This is a genomic window from Shewanella sp. Isolate11 (assembly GCF_022398315.1).
Taxonomy (GTDB): Bacteria; Pseudomonadota; Gammaproteobacteria; order Enterobacterales; family Shewanellaceae; genus Shewanella.
This window is the reverse complement of sequence record NZ_JAKEVF010000004.1, coordinates 284,163-302,815: the sequence shown is the minus strand read 5'-3', so window position 1 is coordinate 302,815 and position 18,653 is coordinate 284,163. Positions and strand designations below refer to the sequence as shown.

Genomic DNA, 18,653 nt, shown 5'->3' with positions numbered 1-18,653 from the left:
ACAGCAATAAACCGCATAAGCCCCCCCAAAAAACAGCAAAGACCTAAGAGAGCGCTTCATGAAAATTGCCCTGTTTATACCTTGCTTAGTTAATCAAATGATGTCACATGTGGGCATCGCCACCGTTGAGCTGCTAGAAAAACTCGGTCACCAAGTGATTTTACCCAAAGGGCAAACCTGTTGTGGTCAGCCGATGACCAACTCGGGCTGTTTTAATGAAGCGCAAAAAACCACCCTAAAACTGCTTAACGCCTTTAAAGGGGTTGAGTGTGATGCCATTGTTTGTCCTGCGGCATCTTGCTTAGTCGCGGCGAAAGAGAACTTCCATGAGTTCGATTCGAGCCCAGAAGCTCAGGCAGTGATCGACAAGCTTTACGAACTCACCGAATTTCTACACGATGTCTCTCCTATCAAGGCATTTAATAAACCGTTTGCCCATAAGATCAGCTTACAACTGAGCTGCCACGGCATACGTATGCTTGATCTGGCTACACCAAGTGAACAGATGGGGCCGCGCATGAATAAAGTCGAAGCGGTACTGAAAGATATCCCTAATATCGAGATTGTTTACCCCGGTCGTCACGATGAATGTTGCGGCTTTGGTGGCACATTTGCCGTAGATGAGGGCGCTGTATCGGCCAAGATGGGTAAGGACAAAGCCCAAGCCCATGCCGAAACGGGTGCCAAATATGCTGTAGGTTTCGATCCTTCATGTTTATTGCACCTCGATGGCATGATGCGCCGCCAGAAGTTGCCTATCGAAACCTTACATATTGCCCAAGTGATCAACGCTGCGCTTTAGGAGATTATTATGTCGACTCATGCTAGTAAAGCCGAAATTTTTTGCAAAGATGAAGCCCGCGTTGATTGGCACTCTAAGGCACTTTGGACATTAAGAGAAAAGCGCGATCGTGCAGCTGCATCATTACCTGAATGGGAACAATTGCGCCAGCTAGGCTCAGAGATGAAACTCCATACTCTGACGCATTTAGGTGAATATTTACAAGAGTTTGAAAAAAACTGTCAGGCTAATGGTATTCAAGTTCATTGGGCAAAAGATGGTGTAGAACACAACCAGATAGTCCATAAAATCTTAGCCGATAAGCAGGTCAAGAAGCTGGTCAAATCTAAGTCGATGCTGACTGAAGAATGCCACCTTAACCCTTATCTTGAGCAGCGTGGCATCGAAGTTATCGATACCGATTTGGGTGAGCGGATTATTCAGCTGAAGAAACAGCCTCCATCACATATTGTTGTCCCCGCTATCCATCTTAAAAAAGAGGAAGTAGGTGAGCTTTTCCATGAAAAACTGGGGACAGATGAAGGTGCTTCTGATCCACTGTATTTAACTCGCGCAGCTCGTGCTCACCTACGTGAACAGTTCTTGTCAGCAGATGCGGCTATGACAGGGGTTAATATGGCTATCGCCGATAAGGGCGCGGTCGTGGTGTGTACCAACGAGGGTAACGCCGACATGGGCGCGAACTTACCTAAGCTACAATTGCACTCTATGGGAATCGATAAAATTGTCCCTAACCTAGATAGTGCAGCTATTTTACTTCGCACCCTAGCTCGTAATGCTACCGGCCAGCCAGTAACAACCTACAGCTCATTCTATCGTGGCCCACAAGTTGACGGTGAGATGCACGTCATTATCGTCGATAACGGCCGCACCGATATGCTGCAAGATAAAATTTTGGCGGAGTCGTTGAAGTGTATTCGTTGTGGCGGTTGTTTAAATACTTGCCCTGTTTATCGTCGTTCAGGTGGTTACAGCTATAACTACACCATTCCGGGTCCTATCGGTATTGCCGTGGGTTCTCAGGCCGATGATAGCAACTCTATTCCGTGGGCTTGTACCTTATGTGGCAGTTGCAGTTATGTCTGTCCAACAAAAGTTCCGTTAGATAAGATCATTCATCACCACCGTAGACTCAAAGCAGAAGCTGGAAAACTACCTTATGGTAAACGCAGCTATATGCCACTGGTGGGTAATTTTATGGCCAGCGAAACCATGCTCAACTGCTCAATGAGCGTAGCACGTACCGCATTAAGAATTCTGCCGGGTGCCGTACTCAAACCATTCTCTGGTGCTTGGGGCAAATATCGAGAACTGCCTGTAGCGCCAGAATCTAGTTTCGAAGCTTGGTTTAACAAAAATAGAGGTCAGTAATATGTCGAGCAAACAATCTATCCTGCACGCCTTGAAGAGTGTTGCTGTTGAGCCACAAGCCATGCCGAAAATTGATGTCAGCCCTCGACTCGACGATATCATTGGCCAATTTGAAAACAGCCTGACCACAGTTGCCGCGACCTTACACAAAGACCAAGGTATCGACGGCCTGCAAGTTAAAGTCGATGAATTAGTCGCTCAGGGATTGCAAGTGATCTCAACCATAGACGGTATCAAGGCTAATCGTGACGTACCAGAAACCGCTCATGAGCTTAGAGATATAGATTATGCGGTGATTAAAGGCGATGTAGGTGTGGCAGAAAATGGCGCTATTTGGGTCAACACCAGCAAGCTAGGCCATCGAGTTACCCCTTTTATCTGCGAGAACTTATTGTTAGTGGTGGAAGCTAGCTCTGTGGTTGCCAACATGCATCAGGCAATCCAAAACGTCGCATTAAACAATGGTGAATTTGGTGTGTTTATCGCAGGCCCTTCAAAGACTGCCGATATCGAACAAGCCTTAGTCGTAGGTGCTCATGGCGCTTGTAGCCTAAACGTATATTTAGTTTAAAGGTTTTATTTTTAAGTGGTTTACTAGAACTAGCATCCCCCCAACAGGCTAGTATCTTCGAGTCGAATTTCACTTAACAGCCCTGCCACCGACATTTTCGGTGGCAGTTTTTTATCTGATATCAAACAAACGTCTCGCGTGTTGCTGCATATACTCGATAAATAGCTTTACCTTCAAAGGCTGCTGACTGCGCTGATGATACAGCAATGAGATCCGCCGCTGCTCTCCATGCCAATCTGGCAAAACATGCTCCAGCTTACCCAGTACAATTTGCGGCTGCATAAACAGCGCCGGACCATACAAGATCCCACCATCGTCGACCGCGGCCTGTACTGCACCATTAATATCACCCAAGGTTAACTTTGCAGGCCCTTCATAATAAAAATTGTCACCATTGGCATGCTTCATCGACCAGTTAAACAAAGGCCAAACTTTAATTAAATTATGATGTTGTAACTGTTTTGGATGAGTTAATCTCTGCGCCGATGCCAAATAACCCGGTGAAGCATAGAGGCCATAATCTAGCACACCTAAAGATTTAGACACCCAAGAAGAGTCTGGCTGTGCGCCGCCCACAATGGCGACATCCACCCCTTCATCAATCAAGTCTATGTTGCTGTTATTTTGAGTAATATGCAGCTGAATATCGGGATAGGCTTTAGAGAAATCATTGATCACTCCAATTAAAATCATCGAAATGATCGACACTGGTGCGGCAATACGTAAGGTACCTTCAGGCTTTTCTACCCTAGAATTATTGCAGCTGTCAAAATAGGCGACCGCATCTTGATAACGACCAAAGAGTTCGCTGCCCTCTTCAGTCAATCGTAGTTTGCGCGTGCTACGCATAATCAGCTGAGTATCAAGCTGGGCCTCTAGTTTAGTAATTTTGCGACTCACAGTCGCCACTGGCATATTTAGCTCTTTTGCTACTTGGGAGAAGCCCCCTGCATTCACTAAATGAACAAACAGGTGGATCAATTGCAGTTCAGAACCCGCCGATGAAGCCATGTAAATCAATCTCTAGCGATAAAATGGCCAACAGTATAACAAAGCCAAGACTAAGCAACAGCTACTGTAGGGGATGCAATTTTAAGATAAATCAATAAAGCCTTAGAAACAGTGAGTCGTTGCAGTTATTATCTGATCATTCTTGCTAGTTAAAATCGCCGATAACCGTGTTATAAATTTTGTTATTAGAATAACTAGTTACTGCAATTTACGCCTTGTTCTCGACTATTTTTCCTGTGCCCTTTTCTGTTACAAACGGGCTGATCACTAATTTACTTTGATTGGTATTAAAGCGATGAATCTCGTCAATGAGATTGCTATAATGTCGCCTCAGATCGTAACCGAGCGTGCGTTAAGCTCGGCCCACTAGCAACCCAGGCGAATATACAGATGGCAAGAACTGCGTCAGCGCTTCATATTTTGGTCAAACACAAAGAGCAAGCTGAAGAGATCATCAAGCAACTAAATAAAGGCGCTAAATTTGATCTACTTGCCAAGAAACACTCGACTTGTCCTTCGGGCAAAAAAGGCGGTAGCCTAGGTGAGTTCAAGAAAGGTCAGATGGTTCCAGCTTTCGATAAAGTCTGTTTTAGCGGTGAATTAATTACGCCACACTTAGTAAAGACCAAATTCGGCTGGCATGTGGTGAAGGTGCTGTATCGTACTTAAGGCTTAAAGTCTGCTACAGCCGAACATGCCTTGTTTAATTAACAGCGCCTTCAGGGAAGATCGCACTCACAACCTGATTCCTGCCGTTTTTCTTCGCTTGATAGAGTAAGACATCCGCTTGCTTGAGCATTTCATCTAAAGAAACCTTATCTTTTAATTCAACCACGCCAAAACTCGCAGTTAAATTAACCGTCATACCGCCGGTTTCTAAAGGAGTTTGTTGCAATACTATTCTTAACCGCTCAGTGAAAAGACTGGCTCGCTTACAATCATCTTTAGGTAATAGAATCACCAGCTCTTCACCGCCATATCGGCCAATAAGATCATCTTTGCGAGTATTTTCTTTTAATATAGTAGCAACATGGATTAAGGCCTCATCGCCGACATGATGACCATAGGTATCATTTACTTTTTTGAAATGATCAATATCCATGACCACAATTGACAAAGGAATGCCCTCTGCCTTAAACCGATTAATTTTTTGCGATGCTAAGGCAAAAAATGAACGCCGATTTAACAAATTAGTGAGCGGATCAAAGGCTGCAAGATATTCCGCTTTTAACCGTTCATTTTCCTTCATTTTTAAATCGGCTGACAAAATAAAGGCAAGCACTATAGCTTCGAGCAAGACACCAAATTCAGCCGCGTGATAACCAAAATAGGTAAAAGGAACGACTCCAGCATTAGTTGCAACTGTTATGAACAACCCTATCATGCTCGCGGTAACCGCAAGTAAAAAATAGTTGGCTCTTTCCACTATGTTTAGATGTAGTACACCTAATAAAACCATCACCAAAGTCGTGATAGCAAGATAAGTAAAAGCAAAGAATGCTGCAAAAAAATGCCATTGAAATAAGGTCGAAATCACTATGGAAAAAATACCAATTCCCATATATGGCAAGACAAAACTAAATAGTTTGGGGCGGTAACGCTTAACATCTAAAAACTTCATCGTGAACAGCAAACCTAAGATACTATGCACAACCATAATATTAAGGGTAAGGTAATTTTGTAGCTGCGAATTATTTGGATGCATCCATGAAAACAAAAAGCCATTGTAGCCCGTATTCATAATAATAAAACTGCCAATATATACGGAATAGAAGGCGAAACGAGTTTGCTTTAAAGAATGATATAAAATTATGTTATATCCCAATAGTGTCAATAAGATCCCATACATAACCCCATACAAAATTCCCGCTAATAAATCGTGATCAGCCACATCATCTAAAGACAAAAACTGGATTGGCATTACAATCGGATCATTGGCTTGGGCACGAATATAGAATTCACTTTCTCCGATAGGCAACGAGACATTAAAAACAATGCCCACACTGGGCAAAATTTCTTTTGTACGCGCAAAGGCATCACCTGCAGACCATTTTTTGACAACACCACTGTCGTGAATTTGATACAGATCGAGATAATTTATCCACGTCACGCCGGTGGTTAGACGCTGGGTTATAATATGCTCGGTAGGATTGTTAACTCTAATCCTAACCCATCCAGCATGAGTACCAATCCCGAGAGTCAGCAGACCGTTTTCAGAATCAGCCCCTTTTCCCATTGCAAACATTTGTTTCACTTCTTCAAGGGACAAAGGCTGATTGGCAGATTCTTTTAAAGAATCTACCTCATAGGTAAATGTGTTTTGGGCATAGCTATTTGAAAAAAATAAACATCCAAAAACAACAAAGCTAACAAAGAAAAAACGTAAAATGCTCAATAAAACCTCAGGAGGGCATTCCTCTTATAACCTATAACGCCAATGTAAAACATACGTAAAGCGATAACATAGCGTTATCATGACAGTTTTAAATTGTTTTTAAACTTAATTTGTTACTGATCTTCAATCAAATCACTAAAATATTATGTTTAGCGTGAAAAAGTCTATGACTCAATTTAACAAAGTTCTTCTCACCTAAAAGTAACCTAAACCCTGCCAACTAGGCTTTCGCTGAAACATGAACCGCGTATACTAAAAAGGGCCGCATTATCCATACTAATTGATTATCTTCAGGAACTCGTCACTATGACCATAAAATTTCAGCACCTTGTTAACTCCATCGACAAAGCGTTAGCTGAAAACGATAGTGATGCCATACAGTCAATTTTAAGCCAGACCTCTGCGCCCGAAATCGCCCGTCTAACCGAGTCATTGCCACAAAAAGAACGTCTAGTGCTATGGCAACGGGTGCCTAATGCAGTGCGTGCAAAAGTCCTGTTAGAGCTTAACCAAGAGTCACGTCGCGCCTTAATTGCGCAAACCGATGAGCAAGAGTTAGTTAAGAGTCTCAGTGCGGTGCAGATGGATGAACTGGCTGATATCGATGAAGATCTGCCCATCACGGTGATTTCAGCTATGGTGCAAGCCATGGACTCGCAACGTAGGCAGCGCTACGAACTAGTCAAACATTATCCCGACGAGAGTGCCGGCGGCTTGATGGATGTGGATATCACCGCGGTACGTGCCGATGTATCTCTCAAGGCTGCTTTACGATATTTACGCCGCCTTAGACAACGCGAAGACGGTTTACCAGAACACTTAGACAGCTTAATGGTGGTCGACCGTAACAATGTATTGTTAGGCGTAGTGCCTTTAAGTCAGCTAGTTTCCCACGACCTCAACGCCAGTGTCAGACAAGTGATGTCCACCGAAGTCACCCATTTTACGCCGCTGGTTTCTGCCAACAATGTCGCCCAAGCGTTTAAGGATAAAGATCTGTTATCCGCACCAGTGGTAGATGAGCAGCATAAACTTATCGGCCGAATTACCGTAGATGATGTCATCGATGTGATCCAAGAAGAGGCCGATAAAGAGGTGTTTTCACGTGCAGGTTTAGACAATCACCCTGATATGTTCGCGCCGATTTTAAGAAGCAGCGGCCGCCGAGGCATTTGGTTAGGGCTCAATCTTATTACCGCTTTTTTGGCCTCTTGGGTAATTGGTTTGTTCGAAGCCTCAATAGAGAAAGTGGTAGCACTGGCGGTACTCATGCCGATAGTCGCGAGTATGGGCGGCGTGGCGGGTAGCCAGACCTTGACCATGGTGATCCGAGGTTTGGCGCTCAACCAGCTTAACCGCAACAATATCGCTAAACTCATTGGCCACGAACTCAGCATTGGTGCACTCAACGGCGGATTATGGGCCAGCGTCGTCGCCATTATTGCCTATCAGTGGTTTGGGGACTGGCAGCTTGGCATCGTGTTTGGGGCGGCCATGATTATTGTCTTAATCGCTGGCGTATTGGCTGGCACTCTGATCCCACCACTACTGAAAAAGATGGGCATAGATCCGGCTCTGGCCGGTGGTGTTGTACTCACTACAGTCACTGATGTGATTGGTTTTTTCGCCTTCCTTGGCCTAGCAACTGTGATCATTTTATAGCAGCGAATATAGCTAATTCAAACAGTTAGACATTACTGAAGCAGTTCTTCATCTTCACGCTTAATACTAATAGCACCATCGAGGTGAATATCTCGTTGCGGGAAGGCTATCACAACCTCGTTTTCATCAAATAGTTCGTAGATACGAAAACGGATATTACTGCGAATTTTGCGGGTATCGGTTTCGGTATTAGCATGGATCCAAAATATGCCGTCAAAGGCTAACGCGTTATCGCCAAAGTCAGAAAACAGCACTACAGGCTCAGGTGTTCTCATCACCTCTTGTTGATCTAAAAGTGCCTGTTCAACCAGCTTGGACACTAGTTTCACATCTGAGCCATAGGCGACGCCAACACTAACCGAGGTACGTAAGCGATCATCTATCAGCGTCCAGTTAGTGACAGTATTTTCCAACAGCTGACTATTGGGTACCAACATGTGCACCCCATCATTACGGCGGATCAGTGTTGAGCGAGTATTGATACTTTCAACAACACCTTTGGTGTCGCCTATCTCCAAAAAATCACCAATGCGTATCGGACGCTCCCACATTAATATCCAACCACTGATGAAGTTATTAATGATATTTTGTGCCCCAAACCCCACTCCAATGGCAATAGCACCGGAAACGAAGGCAAAGGCTTTAATGGGAATGTTGAGGATATCTAAGGTGGTGACCAAGATGATTGCGATTGCGATCACTAAATAAATGCGTAAGAACAGATGAATCGCATCCGGAGCCACTTTGCGTACTTGCAAGGCTTTACGTATTAACTTGGCAATTCGGGTGACCACAAACCAAGCAAGCCATAACAACAGCGGAACTTGTAATACTTGGGATACCGTTATTGGTGATTCACCGTAAGTAAATAAAACATAAGACAGTAAATCTTCAATCTCTTGCCAACTCATTAAACTGACTCCCCATTGTCGATACTAGTGCAATAACGTCTGCCGCAGCATTGCAATTTGAAATAGCGATGTAATCACTACACCTTATAAATTGCGGCTTTAATTTGGTACTCCTTGGCTATATCTTGAATCGCAATTGCTGCAGTAGCTAATTTCTGAACTTGGAGTGATAACTGTTGGATCGAATCTGCATTTTGTAAAATTTCAGCGCCTACACTTTCTAATACGCTTGATTGTGATTTGGTCTCCGTTGCGACACCGCCACTTAACTGAGCAACCTCAGAGATTTGCTCGGAACGAACACCCAGGCCATCGGCAATATTTTGCGTATGCTCGACATTTTCCAAGGTTCTTTTTTGCCCCAGATCCATCGACTCAACGGTTTTCACCATAGAAACGTTAAGCCTCTCAAGCACTATCGCTATCTCATCTGTCGAATGACTGGTTCTTTGAGCCAAGGCGCGAACTTCATCGGCGACCACAGCAAAACCACGACCAGACTCACCCGCCCTCGCGGCTTCGATCGCCGCATTGAGTGCCAATAGATTGGTCTGTTCTGAAATGCTGCGTATTCCTTGGAGCAAATTGGTGATGGCGGTAACATCAGAAGTCAGTTCAGAGAGTGAACCACGGATCTCATCTGTATTGGCCTCTAGCAGCCGCATATCTTTCATCACTTGTAGTGCGCTGTGTCTATCTTCGATAGTCGATTGCGCGGCAGATTTAGCGCGCTCAGCCGATAGCTGGCTATCACAAACCACTTCGTTAATCCGAGCAATGACATCTTGAGTGGTATAGGTGATGGATTTAGCTTGTTGATTGTAATGTTCAACTTCATCAACCGTTTTATCGCTGGTCGCTTTTAATTCATCAGTGGTCATGCCCATCTCTTTGGCGATATCTCGATAATCGGCAAACAATTGAGCAAGTTGATCAAGCATATTATTAAATGCAGCCTCAGCACTGCTGCTACCCGAGACTAGGCGCAAGGTCAGATCTTTATTGTGTGAAATGGTTGCGATTGCTTGAGCGATGCGTTGATTAGCAGAAGACTCCTTGCGCATAAAGGAGGCTAACAACATCAGTATCCCAGTTTCAGCAGCGGCAAACACAGCATGAATAAGTGTAATGTTCCAATTACATTCACCGGCAAAAATCATTATCGGCAGATCCATAAAGCTGCCCTGTTGAAGTTGAATGGCAGTAAAAAGCACATGATGAACTGCTACCGTAAGTAATGCCGCCAACAAGGGTTGCCAACGCTGATAAATCAAAAACACAGCCATAGATGCGAAAATATGAAAATGCATTTCAATCATTCCCATCTGGCTCTGAATCAAGGCGACAGAAACCGTCATCATGATCACCGCAGCAACAATACCAAACAGGCTGGTACCTTTTAGTAGCTGATAGGCCAGGGTTGTCACAACCAAAATCACTATTGCACTCATACTCGACATCAGCGTCAGCTGTGAGCCTAACAATCCACTAATAAATAAAATTGGAGCTTGCGCCAACAATATCCGGAAAATATAAAGATCGTTTCTCAATGTCAGTTCAACGCTGTGACTATTTTGATGCATATTTAACACTCTTGTAGGGTAACAGTGGGATTAAATCTACTTGCAATTTTTCAATCGATAATTGCCACTGGGTATAAATCCGCTCTAATCTAGTATCACTAGAGAATAGATATAAATTACCCGCGTGATTTGGCATCCCGTCGGATCTAGTCACTTTTTCTCGTAGCACTAATTGTAGTTTATCTAGTTCATCTAGCGACATATTTGCACTCACAAAGCGCTCAGAACGATCATCGATCAGCTGGCTTCGAAGTGCTGGAACATCAGTTTGCGGGTCGATAGTGATAAACAAAAAACGCACAGCATGATTAGAATAAGACTGGGTATCTAACCAGTTATCCAGTGCAAGCATCTGCCCTATTCGAATGGGACAAATCTCAGAGCAGCTCAAAAATCCCATAAAGAGAAATGTCGGACCTTGCTGCCAATCACTAAACTGATGCGAGCGCCCTTCGACATCTTGCCAAGTAAAATCAATCTGCTTATTTGATACTTTTAGTCCATAACCGCCTTGGGACACTTGAGTGATGTAAACAACCAATGGAATGATGATCAGTGTAAAAAGGATCAATAATCCTGCGATGATAAATTGCCGTGTAACTGTCATAAGTGAATAAAGTTAAGTGGTGAATAAAAAGTATGGTCAACAATCTGCTAAATAAATATTTAACTCATAAAATACTTAACTGAATCAAATGTTAGTGACAAACATGCCATCAAAAATTGAAATTCAATCAGCAAAACCAAGCATTATTAAGTACAGCAAAAAGCAAAATACTCATCGATGATGGCGAATCTATACGAATACAACTTAACAAGCGATCACTTTTTGTTTTGATTAATCGCCCCTCGAAGAATAAAGTCATCAACAAAAATTTTCTGTTCGAACTCTTGTGCGAATATCAGGAGGTAAACTTGCGTTAAATTGAGAAATATCCATCCTGCTATACAAGTCGCCACTTAAGTCACTCCGTAGCTTTCATCACCACTCCACTCAATAATTTTGTGACCTACATCCCACTTAAAAACTCAGATTTCAAACCATTTTTAATCACTAACCAAGACATAAAAACAGTAACTAAGCCGTCTAAAGGTGGAAATCAACAAGAGAATAGTGATAATATAGTTACAACACTAACTATTAGCCTTAAAACTATTTGATGCGCTTTAGTTAGTTTTTTTATGATTAAATGCTCAGGAGGGCACAATGTCGTCAGACAATGCAACGGAAGAAAATCTCATTCATCAGCTGTGGGCAACCACATGCTTGAAATGTAAGGAAGGCTTTCAGCTTTTCTGCTTAATCGCCATTTTAAGCACCTATCTCTTTGTCATGTTGAAACCAGGCTGGATTCAAAATAACAAAGCGTTAGGAGGCCAATAACCCATGCACTACCTCACCTATGTCTCTCTGGCTATCTACTTTCTTGCCATGCTTAGCATCGGTCTTTTTGCCTACAAACAGTCAACCAGCGATGTTTCTGGTTACATCTTAGGTGGACGTCAAGTCAGTCCACAGGTTACCGCACTATCTGCGGGTGCCTCGGATATGAGTGGCTGGATGTTAATGGGACTTCCCGGCGCCATGTTTTTGGTCGGGTTCGAGACCATCTATATCGCAGTGGGTTTATTACTCGGCGCGTTAGTCAACTATTTAGTCGTGGCTCCTAAACTGAGGGTTTATACCGAAGTTGCCGATAACGCTTTGACTATCCCAGAGTTTTTTGCAAAACGTTTTAATGATTCCAGCAGCAAAATCCGTATTGTTGCCGCGGTGATCATCGTTATCTTTTTTACCTTGTATACCTCAGCCGGTTTAGTCGCGGGCGGTAAGCTGTTTGAATCGGCCTTTGAACTTAATTATGAGCTCGGCTTGATCATCACCCTAGGTGTTGTGGTGTCTTATACCCTACTCGGGGGCTTCCTTGCTGTAAGTCTGACCGACTTTGTTCAGGGTTGTATTATGTTCGTAGCACTGATCTTGGTGCCTGTAGTGGCCTATCAGCAGTTTAACGACGCCGATAAGATGATGAATTTCGCCTATGAGTCGATCCCCCATTTTGGTGAGGCAATGCAAAGTGTTACCGCACTGGGACTGATTTCGGCACTGTCTTGGGGTCTAGGCTATTTTGGTCAACCGCATATTATTGTGCGTTTCATGGCAATTCGCTCTGTATCGGATATCAAAACAGCTAAAAATATCGGCATGAGTTGGATGACAGTCACCATTATTGGTGCATTGGCGACCGGCCTAGTTGGTATTGCCTACGCCAACAAATTTGATATGAAACTCAGCGACCCTGAAACCATCTTCATTGTGTTCTCGGAGCTGTTATTCCACCCGATGATCAGTGGATTCCTGCTTGCCGCTATTTTGGCCGCAATTATGAGTACCATTTCATCACAGCTATTAGTTTCTTCTAGCTCACTCACCGAAGATATCTATCGTGTGATCTCGAAAAAAGAAGCCACAGAACAAGAGATGGTAAAAATGGGACGCTTTGGTGTAGCCGGTGTCGCGATTGTCGCCAGCTTACTAGCACTGGACCGCTCTAACAGCATCTTGTCACTCGTCAGTAATGCCTGGGCAGGATTCGGCGCTGCATTTGGACCATTGGTGCTATTTAGTCTGTATAAGAAAGACTTAACCCACAAAGCGGCGATGGCCGGAATTATTGCCGGTGCAGCTACGGTACTGTTTTGGATTTATGCGCCAGTGCTGGCAGACGGAAAAGCATTAACATCTGTGCTTTACGAGATGATCCCGGGCTTTGTAGTTAGTAGCTTAGTCATCTGGATTGTTACTGCACTGGACGGCGCTCCTTGCGACACCACAGTCAAAACCTTTAACAAAGCTGGCCGAGTTTTAGCAGAGCAAAGATAGGGAAAGCATAATGGCAGAATTACACTGGAAACGCATCGTCGTCAAAGTGGGCAGTGCCTTAATCGCTCCCCATAAACAAGGCTGTAGTAGTCACTTCCTCTTGGGTATCGCGCAGTTTATTGCAAACTGCCGCGCCCAAGGGTGCCAAGTAGTACTCGTTTCTTCAGGCTCTGTAGCCGCAGGCTGGCATCGTTTTCCAGGGGTTGAAAACCCCAATGTTGCAACAAAAAAAGCGATGGCAGCGGCAGGTCAAGCAGACATGATGGCCACCTGGGATAAACTGTTCGACTTCGCTTCGGCGCAGATGTTAGTAACCCATGGCGATCTTAGGGATCGCGACCGTTATATCAGTATTAAAGAGACCATTTTTAGCTTGTTGGAGCACGGCTTATTGCCGATCATCAACGAGAATGATGCGGTCACCACCGACAAATTAAAAGTCGGCGATAACGATAACCTCTCAGCGATGGTTGCAGCGGCTTGTGATGCCGATGCCTTGATCATCTGCTCAGACGTTAAAGGGCTTTATACCAAAAATCCTAACATTCATGACGATGCCAAGTTGATTAAGCAAGTCGGCGACATCAACGAAGATATTTATCGTATGGCTGGCGGCGCCACCAGCGACGTGGGTACTGGCGGTATGCGTACTAAAATCCAAGCCGCCGAAAAGGCCATCTCTCACGGAATTGAAACCGTGATAGTCAACGGTTTTGACTCAGATACTTTCAACCAACTGTTGAAAGGGCAAAACCCAGGTACGCTATTTACTCCATTTGAGAAACCGATGCAGGAACACTTGCACTGGATGACTCACACCTCACAGGCTCAAGGTGAATTAATTGTCGAAAACGATTTCGACGGTGATTTGGAGCAGCAAAATAGCCAATTAACTAGCGACGATGTAGTTGAAGTCAAAGGCAACTTTTCCGTCGGTGACACTGTTCTGGTTCGAAAAGATGATGGCACTAAATTAGCCAAAGCCAGATCGAACTACAGCAGCTGTCTACTTAACTTTATTGCGGAGCAAGAAGATCCCGAGTTTGCTAACGATGTTCAGCAAAAGACCGGTCCGATCATTTCCGACAAGAATATCGCCATATTGGAATAATGTGGCAGGAGAAAATATGAGTTTAATAAAGAATTTAGCAGAGCAAGCAGCCGAAGCGGCACAGACGCTTGCCGTATTAGATGAACAATTGAAAAATACCGTATTACTGGATATGGCTAGGGCGCTGAGAGCCCATAGCTTTGAGATCCTCAATGCCAACAAAGTCGATATGGACAACGCCGCAGCGAATCAACTTAGCGATGCCATGTTAGACAGATTAAAAATGAATCAAGATCGTATTGAAGCCATGGCACAGGGGATCGAAATGATCGCCACTCTGCCCGATCCTATCGGCGAACTACGTGATATGGGAAAACGCCCTAACGGCTTAAACATCAGTAAGATGCGTGTACCTTTAGGTGTTGTATGTATGATTTATGAGGCACGACCAAATGTCACCGCCGATGCCGGAGCCTTATGTTTTAAATCAGGTAATGCCGTTGTTTTACGTGGTGGTAAAGAAGCCCTGAGTACCAGTAAAGTGATTGCCGAAATTTTACAAACCGTGTTGAAACACTATGGTCTACCTGCGGCATTAATTACCGTAGTACCGGATCCCGACCGCGCCTTAATGATGGAGCTAATGCAGCAGCGTGATTACATCGATGTGATCATTCCACGTGGTGGTGAAGGCCTAATTAACTTCGTTACCGATAACAGTAAAATTCCAGTGATCCAGCACTTTAAAGGCGTGTGTCACTTGTATGTGGATAAAGATGCCGATTTAGATACCGCACTCGCGCTATTACTTAACGGTAAGACTCAGCGAACGGGTGTCTGTAACGCCCTAGAGGGCTTGCTAGTGCACCAAGATGTCGCCGAGCAATTCTTACCCAAAGTGGCTGCGGCATTCAGTCAGCATCAAGTGAAAATTAACGCCTGCGGCGAAGCGGCTAAATATTTCGATGCTTGCACCTTGATGGAAGAAGCCGATTTTGGTCAAGAGTATCTGGATCTGGAAATTGCCGTGCGTCAGGTCGAAGACTTCACCCAGGCGATTAACCACATCAGACGCTTTGGTAGCCATCATACCGAAGTTATCTGTACCACCAATGAGCTTACCGCAGCCCGTTTCCAGCGTACTGTCGATGCCTCAGTGGTGATGGTTAATGCTTCATCTCGCTTTTCCGATGGTGGCGAGCTGGGATTAGGCGCAGAAATTGGTATTGCCACCACTAAGTTACATGCCTATGGCCCAATGGGACTGGAATCCCTTACCACAGAAAAATACTTGGTCAGTGGCGATGGTCAAATCCGCGCATAACTAGAAGCGGATCAACAAATTGACCTCAAGCGCCCCGCTATATTAATCCTATAGCGGGGTGTTTCATTATTCACCTTTAAGCATTTGTGAAAAATAGGAGCCTTACTATCTTTCAGCCACAACAGAAATTAGATCCCAAAGTACGTGTCGCCTTTATCGGCGGCGGTAACATGGCCAAAGCCATTATTGCCGGATTACTCAAGCATGGACACGACCAGCAAAACATTCTGGTGTGTTCGCCAACACAAACCACACGTAACGCCATTGTCGATGAATTTAATGTGCGTGTGCACCATAGTAATAGTGCTGCAGTAAGTTTTGCCGATGTGATTATTATTGCAGTTAAGCCTTTTGTGGTGCCCTTAGTATGCGAAGAGATCCAACCGCTCTTGAGCGAAAACAATAACGCGAATGCCAGCAATGCTAATACCAATAATAAATTAGTGATCTCCATTGCCGCAGGCATCAAACAACAGACCATTAGTCAAAAGCTCAATGATGCCAGCCCAGTGGTTTGCGCCATGCCCAATTTGCCCACCGCGATAGGTAAAGGATTAACGGGCATGTTCACTCCAGTCACCACAGACAAGTCATATATCCAGCTCGCCGATGGCTTAATGAATGCGGTAGGTGATACAGTTTGGCTTGATGATGAGCAGCAGATGTCGACCATAGTGGCCACCGCTGGCAGTTCTCCAGCCTATTTTTTCCTCTTTTTAGAGGCTATGGAAAAGGCGGCCATCAATCAGGGACTTCCCAAAGACACAGCCACCAAAGCCGTGCTGCAAAGTGCCATGGGCGCGATTTCGATGGCCATGAGTAGCCAGTTAGATTTTGCCTCGCTGCGCCGCCAAGTCACGTCACCTAAAGGCACCACAGAGCAAGCAATTCTGGCTTTTCAGCATGGTGACTTAGACGAGTTAGTTGCCAATGCAATGGACTCGGCAGCCGAGCGCGCCAAAGAGCTTTCTCTAGGCTAACGGCTTATATCAAATAGCATAGAAACAACTAGACCGCTCAATGAGCGGTCTTTTTTTATGCAGCATTATTCCTTCGAAGTATCAAAATAGGTCTTATCGCTATAGTCATACAAGTATTCTGGGCGATAGACCACCAACAAGGTCACGGCCATGCCATTAAGTAGCGCCTCAGGGAACCCCAATAACGGGATCAGTAACAGATAACTATCTGTAATATAAAGCCAATCATAATCGCTGCTGAGCCATAACCAAACTGCCCATGGCAACATATAAAACAAAATCGAAGTAAAACCATTGATAAAGGCACTGCAAAAGATATAAATAAACAGATGATGAGGCAGATACTTAAACACTTGGCTATAAACTAAAAAACAGAGAAACAGCGGCATCGCTGTCATCAACAACATATAAATTGCGAATTCAAACGGTTGCTGAACCACAAAGGTACTGAAAAACATCACAGGCAACAGAGTGATCAGCGTAGCCAGACGCCAACCAAACATTAGCATCAAGGTCACTAGCCCTAGAAAATGCAGATGCATTCCTGAGGTGATACTGGCATTCATCAACCAAAGTGCATTGATCGCAAATGCCGCTAACCAAGCCCGACTCTGCAGCTTTTTATCCTTAGCTAATGCGCGTAAATCCTGACTAGGCCAAATGGCCCGTAACCATAAGACTAAAACGCCGAGCGCCAATAGCTGGCCAAAATCTAGGCTCCAGTCAATGTTATTAAGGCGCTGTAAAATAAATTGTGTCATCCCTTAGACTCTAAATGTCTCACCGCTATTCGGCATCATTTTATTCCTTACACTAAAAAGTGCGATAGATCGCAATTCGGCTTTATAAGCTATCAATTTACACTTCTTTAATTGAAAAGCCATTTGAGAGTAATTATCATTCTCGAAAATTTATTTCGACCCCTTGCGCGCTAAGTCAATCAATCACAAATGTTTATTAGCGCTAACTTCCGTCAGTTTGACTGACTTAACAAGTTATCGATTTCCTATATAAGAGCTAAAAATAAGATGAATCTAGTCCATGGATTAAAGTGGTTTCATAACTGGGTAGGATTTTTTATCACCCTGACCATGCTAACAGTGCTCACCACCGGAGTGTATTTAGGTAGCGTCGATATTATCAAGCGGATGCAAACTTACGATCAACAATACAGCCCACTCACTCTGGAGCAAAAAGCGCAGGCAATAGACAGTTTATTTAGCCGTTACCCAGAAATGAGCACGGTTCGTTTTCCGACTGAACATACGCCTTATATCCAAGCTGCGACTCGAGGAAAATCCATTGTTTTTGACAGCCAGCTTAACGAAGTGGCGGTAAGACAAAACTCAGATATCCCCATGTACGGCACCCTATTCTGGTTACACCGTAACTTCCTGATGGGTGACTTTGGTAAATACCTCAATGCTTGGGCTTCTTTGATTGGCGCAGCCATTACGCTTGTGGGTATTTATCTTTGGTGGCAAGTGCGTAAAGGCTTTCGATTAAAGCAAACCATTCCGACAAATACTCGTTCCAGTAGCCTGTTTAAGAGTCATATTCAGTTAGGGTTATTTATCTCTGTCCCGCTGTTTATTCTCTGCTTGAGCGGCTATTTAATTACCTATAAAGGTCTGTGGTTAGATGCCCTTAAGTCTCAGCCTAATAGCCAGATAAGCTACCCAGCTAGTCAGCCTAGCGACTGGCTAAACCAACTGACCACGGCACAAAATCTATGGCCTGACTCGCAACTGGTTGCGATAAGCAAGCCACGCTCTAGACCTGGAGCTGAGTCAGCGGCTGAGTTGAACTACAGTATTCGTTTCGATAGTCATCCAGGAGTGTGGCTTCGTGAGGCCGATTCGATCACCATGAGCTATGAGCAGGGTGTTATTCAATCGGCATTAAAACACAGCGATAGACCCTTATCAGGCAAAGTCGCGTCTTTCGTTCGTCCATTGCACGATGCGTTAAATATGCCGCTCAGCTATGTGGTCTTAATCACCTTGGTATCGGTAATTGCGACGATTATTTTGCTATTTAGTTTAGTGACGTTTTACCGACGCACATTCAAAAAGAAAAGTCGTAAATGACCCCAAGGCCTGACTGGT

Annotated in this window: 17 protein-coding genes; 11 read left to right on the top strand and 6 right to left on the bottom strand. The window is 44.3% G+C overall.

The annotated features are described in order from the left end of the window. The first annotated feature begins 58 nt into the window (after positions 1 to 58). Genes L1D21_RS12245 through L1D21_RS12235 form a run of 3 tightly spaced genes read left to right on the top strand, consistent with a single transcriptional unit; the run spans position 59 to position 2,744 of the window. On the top strand, positions 59 to 802 hold the full coding sequence (locus L1D21_RS12245) for a (Fe-S)-binding protein (protein WP_239845543.1): 744 nt from the start codon (positions 59 to 61) through the stop codon (positions 800 to 802). Between the two features lie 9 nt (positions 803 to 811). Then, the gene (locus tag L1D21_RS12240; protein ID WP_239845542.1) at positions 812 to 2,173 is read left to right on the top strand and encodes a lactate utilization protein B; all 1,362 of its coding nucleotides are present in this window, start codon (positions 812 to 814) and stop codon (positions 2,171 to 2,173) included. A gap of 1 nt (position 2,174) precedes the next feature. Next, a complete protein-coding gene (locus L1D21_RS12235; protein WP_239845541.1) occupies positions 2,175 to 2,744 on the top strand; it encodes an LUD domain-containing protein in 570 nt (189 codons plus the stop codon). 111 nt (positions 2,745 to 2,855) lie between these two features. Here the strand turns inward: L1D21_RS12235 and L1D21_RS12230 are convergent, their stop codons facing one another. Beyond that, positions 2,856 to 3,755, bottom strand: coding sequence for a LysR family transcriptional regulator (locus L1D21_RS12230; RefSeq protein ID WP_239845540.1), 900 nt, complete (start codon positions 3,753 to 3,755; stop codon positions 2,856 to 2,858). Positions 3,756 to 4,145: 390 nt separating this feature from the next. Here L1D21_RS12230 and ppiC point away from each other — a divergent pair, with 390 nt between their 5' ends. Further along, positions 4,146 to 4,424, top strand: coding sequence for a peptidylprolyl isomerase PpiC (gene ppiC / locus L1D21_RS12225; protein ID WP_239845539.1), 279 nt, complete (start codon positions 4,146 to 4,148; stop codon positions 4,422 to 4,424). A gap of 34 nt (positions 4,425 to 4,458) precedes the next feature. Here the strand turns inward: ppiC and L1D21_RS12220 are convergent, their stop codons facing one another. Further along, a complete protein-coding gene (locus tag L1D21_RS12220) occupies positions 4,459 to 6,150 on the bottom strand; it encodes a diguanylate cyclase (RefSeq protein ID WP_239845538.1) in 1,692 nt (563 codons plus the stop codon). A 306-nt stretch (positions 6,151 to 6,456) separates the two neighbouring features. Here L1D21_RS12220 and mgtE point away from each other — a divergent pair, with 306 nt between their 5' ends. Next, entirely contained in the window at positions 6,457 to 7,812 is a 1,356-nt protein-coding gene (gene mgtE, locus L1D21_RS12215; protein ID WP_239845537.1) for a magnesium transporter, read from the top strand. A gap of 32 nt (positions 7,813 to 7,844) precedes the next feature. Here mgtE and L1D21_RS12210 read toward each other — a convergent pair whose 3' ends face one another. From L1D21_RS12210 to L1D21_RS12200, 3 genes are all read right to left on the bottom strand, one after another. Next, positions 7,845 to 8,723, bottom strand: coding sequence for a mechanosensitive ion channel domain-containing protein (locus L1D21_RS12210; protein WP_239845536.1), 879 nt, complete (start codon positions 8,721 to 8,723; stop codon positions 7,845 to 7,847). 77 nt (positions 8,724 to 8,800) lie between these two features. Continuing rightward, on the bottom strand, positions 8,801 to 10,306 hold the full coding sequence (locus tag L1D21_RS12205) for a methyl-accepting chemotaxis protein (RefSeq protein ID WP_239845535.1): 1,506 nt from the start codon (positions 10,304 to 10,306) through the stop codon (positions 8,801 to 8,803). Beyond that, on the bottom strand, positions 10,293 to 10,877 hold the full coding sequence (locus L1D21_RS12200) for an SCO family protein (protein WP_239845534.1): 585 nt from the start codon (positions 10,875 to 10,877) through the stop codon (positions 10,293 to 10,295). Before L1D21_RS12200 ends, L1D21_RS12205 begins: the two co-directional genes overlap by 14 nt. Before the next feature lie 636 nt (positions 10,878 to 11,513). Here L1D21_RS12200 and L1D21_RS12195 point away from each other — a divergent pair. From L1D21_RS12195 to proC, 5 genes are all read left to right on the top strand, one after another. Further along, a complete protein-coding gene (locus L1D21_RS12195; RefSeq protein WP_239845532.1) occupies positions 11,514 to 11,690 on the top strand; it encodes a hypothetical protein in 177 nt (58 codons plus the stop codon). Positions 11,691 to 11,693: 3 nt separating this feature from the next. Further along, the gene (putP, locus tag L1D21_RS12190) at positions 11,694 to 13,190 is read left to right on the top strand and encodes a sodium/proline symporter PutP (protein WP_239845530.1); all 1,497 of its coding nucleotides are present in this window, start codon (positions 11,694 to 11,696) and stop codon (positions 13,188 to 13,190) included. Between the two features lie 10 nt (positions 13,191 to 13,200). Beyond that, a complete protein-coding gene (proB, locus tag L1D21_RS12185; protein ID WP_239845528.1) occupies positions 13,201 to 14,301 on the top strand; it encodes a glutamate 5-kinase in 1,101 nt (366 codons plus the stop codon). Positions 14,302 to 14,317: 16 nt separating this feature from the next. Beyond that, on the top strand, positions 14,318 to 15,565 hold the full coding sequence (locus L1D21_RS12180) for a glutamate-5-semialdehyde dehydrogenase (RefSeq protein WP_239845526.1): 1,248 nt from the start codon (positions 14,318 to 14,320) through the stop codon (positions 15,563 to 15,565). 86 nt (positions 15,566 to 15,651) lie between these two features. After that, positions 15,652 to 16,545, top strand: coding sequence for a pyrroline-5-carboxylate reductase (gene proC, locus L1D21_RS12175; protein ID WP_239845524.1), 894 nt, complete (start codon positions 15,652 to 15,654; stop codon positions 16,543 to 16,545). 65 nt (positions 16,546 to 16,610) lie between these two features. On the opposite strand, the gene L1D21_RS12170 is transcribed toward proC, so the two are convergent. Continuing rightward, complete coding sequence (locus L1D21_RS12170) at positions 16,611 to 17,306, bottom strand: energy-coupling factor ABC transporter permease (protein ID WP_239845523.1); 696 nt, start codon at positions 17,304 to 17,306, stop codon at positions 16,611 to 16,613. 267 nt (positions 17,307 to 17,573) lie between these two features. On the opposite strand from L1D21_RS12170, the gene L1D21_RS12165 reads away from it, so the two are divergent. After that, on the top strand, positions 17,574 to 18,635 hold the full coding sequence (locus L1D21_RS12165; protein WP_239845521.1) for a PepSY-associated TM helix domain-containing protein: 1,062 nt from the start codon (positions 17,574 to 17,576) through the stop codon (positions 18,633 to 18,635). Positions 18,636 to 18,653 lie beyond the last annotated feature (18 nt).